Here is a 4,442-nt window from a genome sequence, read left to right as displayed (position 1 = left end):
AGTTCTCACAAGAATTTATGCTGCGGAATTAAGGTAAGGTAAACCATATATGAACCATCATTTTATCAACTCTATATTTCAATGGCTGCTCATTGCTATTGTCTTGACGGCAATCGGAGCATTGGTCTTAGGGGGCGTTGCCGTTGGCGGTAAGGGGCCGACAGTGATTGGTCTGCTCATCGGCGGGGCGATCATCTGGGCAGAGCATTACACCAAGAAGCGGGCCGAGAAGCGTGACGTGCTGGAAATGGATACGTCGGCAGATAAGGCGGAGGACGGTACGGATGCATTGCCAGCGAGCGAGGAAGCACCGTCCAAGAGCTATCGCATCGAACGGGAAGACAATTTTGCCACAGCCATAGAGGCACTGACGCATCAGGAGATTGCCGCAGGGCAGAATAGAGTGCTTGCTTTTGAAGACTCGATGGTGTACGCCTATGAGCTGACGGAGGTAGGATTGCTCACGGGAAGCGGAGAGCAGATGCGCTTCTCGGTGGTGATTCCGCTGCGTCGCAGCAACTGGCAGACGGAGCAGGAAGAGATAGAGAGAAGGCTTGCAGAGGTGTGGAGGTGTCTGTGGCAAGACTATGGTTTTGAGACGGCGCATGCGTTGTCAGAGAGCAGCCTGATGCTCAAGATAGAGGCTTGCGGGCCGGTAGCCCAGGCCGTGAAAGCGTTGAAGCCCATGCAAGATATACTTCACGAGATTATCATACGTCGGGATCTGCATCTGTTGGACTCGTATTTGCTCATTCACGGCTATGATTGGCCAGAATATGCCTATCTTAGAGGTGGACAGGTGGTGCACGATTTCAGAGAAGAAGAGGGTGTGGCAAGAAGTGTGTACCATGAAGATGAGGCGATGGCTGTGGCACGACTGTACGATACTTTTCAAGACTGCCAACGCATCAGCGAGGCGGAGTACTTAAAGGCACTTTCCTCTTACGCCCACCTGCCTTTTGCGTATCATGGTTCTTACATGGCGTATAAAAACTATAAGTTCAAAGGCGTAGTCTTCACCCTGATTGCGGGCAAATTCCACTTGTTTTGCGGTATTGACGAGGCCTACTTTACGACGGATCTGAGCATGTTTGATCATTTGGAGGAGGCACGTCAGTATAACTGTCGAGTGATGGAGGTACGCTTCAGATACGACCATCTGCCCATGATGCGCCTGCTGACAGGAGAGATATTATATATCGATGTGGTGCTGGAGCAGTATGGAGAGCCATTCTATTATCTTGTTCCAAGCTCGTATGGCGACAGAGATTATGCTCGCATCAAGGCCGATTATGATGCTGCGAAGGTGGCAGAGATAGGGGTGAAGATGAAACTTTAATATAGTATAGCCTCAAATCCGCAACTAAGCCTTTCAACGTCCTTCTTGCGTGTACACATCCTCTCATTACTGAATTTGCAGATGACTTGAACTTGAAGCACCCACTTTTGCCTACAATATCCCCTTACCCCACAATGTAACTTGAGGCAATACGCAATATCATTCCCATAAGTTGAGCTCTTCAGCAATAGGGAGTGATAATCTGAATCTATTACACAATAAGCCAGACTGAGTTACAAAAGAACTATTTCCGCTTTGCTTTCTTCAACACTATTCTCAGCGAATCAGTGAGCACTCTTTTCTCATTACACATAAGAAAATCTAATGGTAGAATAGATAAGGCTAATGAATCTTCAACCCTTTTGTCTGGGCGTTCACAACGTAATTGGACTGAGATGATTCTATTCTTTACGTGCGTATTATTAGCTTCTAAAGTTTCCCACCCAAATAAATAGATAGAAAAATAACAGTCTGTCGAATTTTCTTTGTAAATTAGTAATCGCAAACAACTGATTTTAAAGACAAAAAACAAACTGTTATGGAAGCAAAAATAGAGAAAATAAGTGAGTTATCCAAACTTTTTCCACCACAAAGGTAACTGAAGAAGAGAGAGTCAAAAATACTTCCATAACAGAATGCTTTGCCGCTACTTCCACGTTTGCCCAATACAGATTCGGTAAGTTTTTCAAAGCCCAACTTTGAGAAAACGTCCATAATATGATAAATTCCACCGAAAGAAGTGATATTCTCGTTTTTAATTGCTACCTTTGTCATGTCAGTTTTTTGCTTACTTGTTATGTTTGCAGCACCAAGATAGGTGAAATTTCTGACATATCCAAGTGTTTTGAGAACTTTGTTTCTCAGGCACTTGGAGTTCTTACAAGAATTTATGCTGCGGAATTAAGGTATGAATAAAACATATAGGGATTTAATTTATAGATTTCAGAACCAGGGTATTGAAGAATCCCAATCCACTGGTGCAATCCTTATAGGAAAAGCGCCCCATATAGCCCCCGAGGCTTGGCTAAACACCCTGTATCCTCCGCTAAGTAAGAACGATGTCCAAGCATTGGAGAAAGAATTGGGCATGGAAATTCCCATCGATTATAAAAAATTCTTGTTAGATGTAAGCAATGGGTTAGACATATTGGTTGGAACCTTTTGTTTAGACGGGTTAAGAAGAAACTATAAAAGAAGCACTGATGAAAGCCGCCAACCGTTTTCGATTATTACGGCAAACATTCAAGAAAGACCTCGAAATGCCACAGACGACCATTTCTTTATAGGCGGTTATGACTGGGACGGTTCTTATCTTTATATAGATAAAAGAACAAGCACCGTGCACTATTGTGATAGAGACGATGCAACCTCCCTATTCCAATGGGAAACGTTCGAGCAAATGCTTATATCAGAGTTAAAGAGGATATACTCACTGTTTGATGAGAGGGGAAGAAAAATAGATGAAGACCTTTATATCACCCCAATTAAAAGGTAATATAAAGCCTCGTGATATTAGTCATATAAGGGTATCAGTGAACACCCATATAAGGGTATTGACGAACACTCTTATAAGGGTATTAACAACGGGTATACAATAAATCCGAATCGGAAACGTTATTAGAGTGTATAACCTCAATTCCGCAGCATTATTCCTTGTGAGGTACTTTTATATATTGAAGTGACATTTTTGGGATTCATCCATTGATATGGGAATTTTCTGGGGTTCTTGGTTCTTGCATAAGCATAAAATCCCCAAACCAATGGGGAAGTATGATAACCACAAAAAATACTTCCATAACAGAATGCTTTGCCGCTACTTCCACGTTTGCCCAATACAGATTCGGTAAGTTTTTCAAAGCCCAACTTTGAGAAAACGTCCATAATGTGACAAATTCCACCGAAAGAAGTGATCTTCTCGTTTTTAATTGCTACCTTTGTCATGTCAGTTTTTTGCTTACTTGTTATGTTTGCAGCACCAAGATAGGTGAAATTTCTGACATATCCAAGTGTTTTGAGAACTTTGTTTCTCAGGCACTTGGAGTTCTCACAAGAATTTATGCTGCGGAATTAAGGATGAAAGTGTTTTTACTTCTTTTATTATTATATTTTCCTCTTAACAGTAAAGTAGCGGAAGATCATCAGGTGGATGTTACCTTATCGTATGAATCTGGGTATATTTCCAAGAGTCTATATATAAATGGAAAGAAAGAAGCTGTCTATAAAAGCAAGAAAAAGAAACCTATAAGGCTCTCAAAAGTCGAGAAAGATATGCAAAATATCTTTTTCGAACAATTAAAATACTTGGAATCGTGGGGGGTGATTATAAAATATCCAGAGGTTATTTTCGAAGACCTTTGTATTATCTCTGATATATTATCCAATTATGATAAGTCGGAAATTCAATCTTTTATTCAAACAAAAGGCGATTGTAAAACAATTAATATATTAAAAATCAACAAATATTACACATATATTAATGCAAGAGTCGATTATGTTTTAACGCTCACAATAGTTATAGAAAAAGGTTTACTTAAAGAGTTCCGATATGAATACATGCCAGATTTTTCTGACGAGACCGTTATTTACAGATGTCAGTACAAATATGATAATTATGGTAGAATTATATATATAACAACTTTGGGGAAAGAAAAAAATGAGATTAGAATAACATATGCGAGTTTAAGATAATCCTTAATTCCGCAGCATTTTTTCTTGTGAAAAAATTTTATATGTTGAGATGTCTTTTTGGGGCTCTATATGTTGATATGAGGTGCTTCGGTGTTTCTTGGGTCTTTTCTAAGCATAAAAGACCCAAACCAATGGGAAAGTATGAAAAACCACAAAAATACTTCCATAACAGAATGCTTTGCCGCTACTTCCACGTTTGCCCAATACAGATTCGGTAAGTTTTTCAAAGCCCAACTTTGAGAAAACGTCCATAATATGATAAATTCCACTAAAAGAAGTGATATTCTCGTTTTTAATAGCTACCTTTGCCATGTCAGTTTCTTGCTTACTTATTATGTTTGCAGCACCAAGATAGGTAAAAATTCTGACATATCCAAGTGCTTTGAGAACTTTGTTTCTCAGACACTTGGAGTTC

At 40.0% G+C, this 4,442-nt stretch carries 5 protein-coding genes and 2 pseudogenes; 3 read left to right on the top strand and 4 right to left on the bottom strand.

What is annotated here, in order from left to right; genetic code table 11:
- The first annotated feature begins 49 nt into the window (after positions 1-49).
- Positions 50-1,339, top strand: coding sequence for a hypothetical protein (locus tag HMPREF2983_RS11945; RefSeq protein ID WP_070668722.1), 1,290 nt, complete (start codon positions 50-52; stop codon positions 1,337-1,339).
- On the opposite strand, the pseudogene HMPREF2983_RS14355 reads toward HMPREF2983_RS11945, so the two are convergent.
- Together HMPREF2983_RS14355 and HMPREF2983_RS11940 are read right to left on the bottom strand one after the other, a co-directional pair.
- Positions 1,281-1,508, bottom strand: a pseudogene (locus HMPREF2983_RS14355) (hypothetical protein). The gene HMPREF2983_RS11945 and the pseudogene HMPREF2983_RS14355 overlap by 59 nt on opposite strands.
- A gap of 389 nt (positions 1,509-1,897) precedes the next feature.
- A pseudogene (locus HMPREF2983_RS11940) lies at positions 1,898-2,113 on the bottom strand (IS1380 family transposase); the annotation flags it as partial.
- Between the two features lie 133 nt (positions 2,114-2,246).
- On the opposite strand from HMPREF2983_RS11940, the gene HMPREF2983_RS11935 reads away from it, so the two are divergent.
- Positions 2,247-2,834, top strand: a complete 588-nt coding sequence (locus HMPREF2983_RS11935) for an SMI1/KNR4 family protein (RefSeq protein ID WP_070668719.1) — start codon at positions 2,247-2,249, stop codon at positions 2,832-2,834.
- 137 nt (positions 2,835-2,971) lie between these two features.
- Here the strand turns inward: HMPREF2983_RS11935 and HMPREF2983_RS11930 are convergent, their stop codons facing one another.
- Positions 2,972-3,280: a hypothetical protein gene (locus tag HMPREF2983_RS11930; RefSeq protein ID WP_070668716.1), complete on the bottom strand. Its 309-nt coding sequence runs from the start codon at positions 3,278-3,280 to the stop codon at positions 2,972-2,974.
- 132 nt (positions 3,281-3,412) lie between these two features.
- Here HMPREF2983_RS11930 and HMPREF2983_RS11920 point away from each other — a divergent pair, with 132 nt between their 5' ends.
- Positions 3,413-4,027 (top strand): hypothetical protein, encoded by a 615-nt coding sequence (locus tag HMPREF2983_RS11920; RefSeq protein WP_004345460.1) that lies wholly within the window; start codon positions 3,413-3,415, stop codon positions 4,025-4,027.
- A gap of 108 nt (positions 4,028-4,135) precedes the next feature.
- Here the strand turns inward: HMPREF2983_RS11920 and HMPREF2983_RS11915 are convergent.
- A partial coding sequence (locus HMPREF2983_RS11915; RefSeq protein WP_246829409.1) for a hypothetical protein occupies positions 4,136-4,442 on the bottom strand: 307 nt, incomplete at its 5' end.

It is taken from the genome of Prevotella sp. HMSC077E09 (assembly GCF_001814685.1).
Lineage (GTDB): Bacteria > Bacteroidota > Bacteroidia > Bacteroidales > Bacteroidaceae > Prevotella > Prevotella oris.
This window is presented reverse-complemented; position numbering and strand designations above follow the sequence as displayed.

Excerpts from the sequence above, each read along its gene's own strand:
- HMPREF2983_RS11930 (WP_070668716.1), bottom strand. The coding sequence starts at position 3,280 with ATGACAAAGGTAGCAATTAAAAACGAGAAGATCACTTCTTTCGGTGGA.
- HMPREF2983_RS11945 (WP_070668722.1), top strand. The coding sequence starts at position 50 with ATGAACCATCATTTTATCAACTCTATATTTCAATGGCTGCTCATTGCT.
- HMPREF2983_RS11920 (WP_004345460.1), top strand. The coding sequence starts at position 3,413 with ATGAAAGTGTTTTTACTTCTTTTATTATTATATTTTCCTCTTAACAGT.
- HMPREF2983_RS11935 (WP_070668719.1), top strand. The coding sequence starts at position 2,247 with ATGAATAAAACATATAGGGATTTAATTTATAGATTTCAGAACCAGGGT.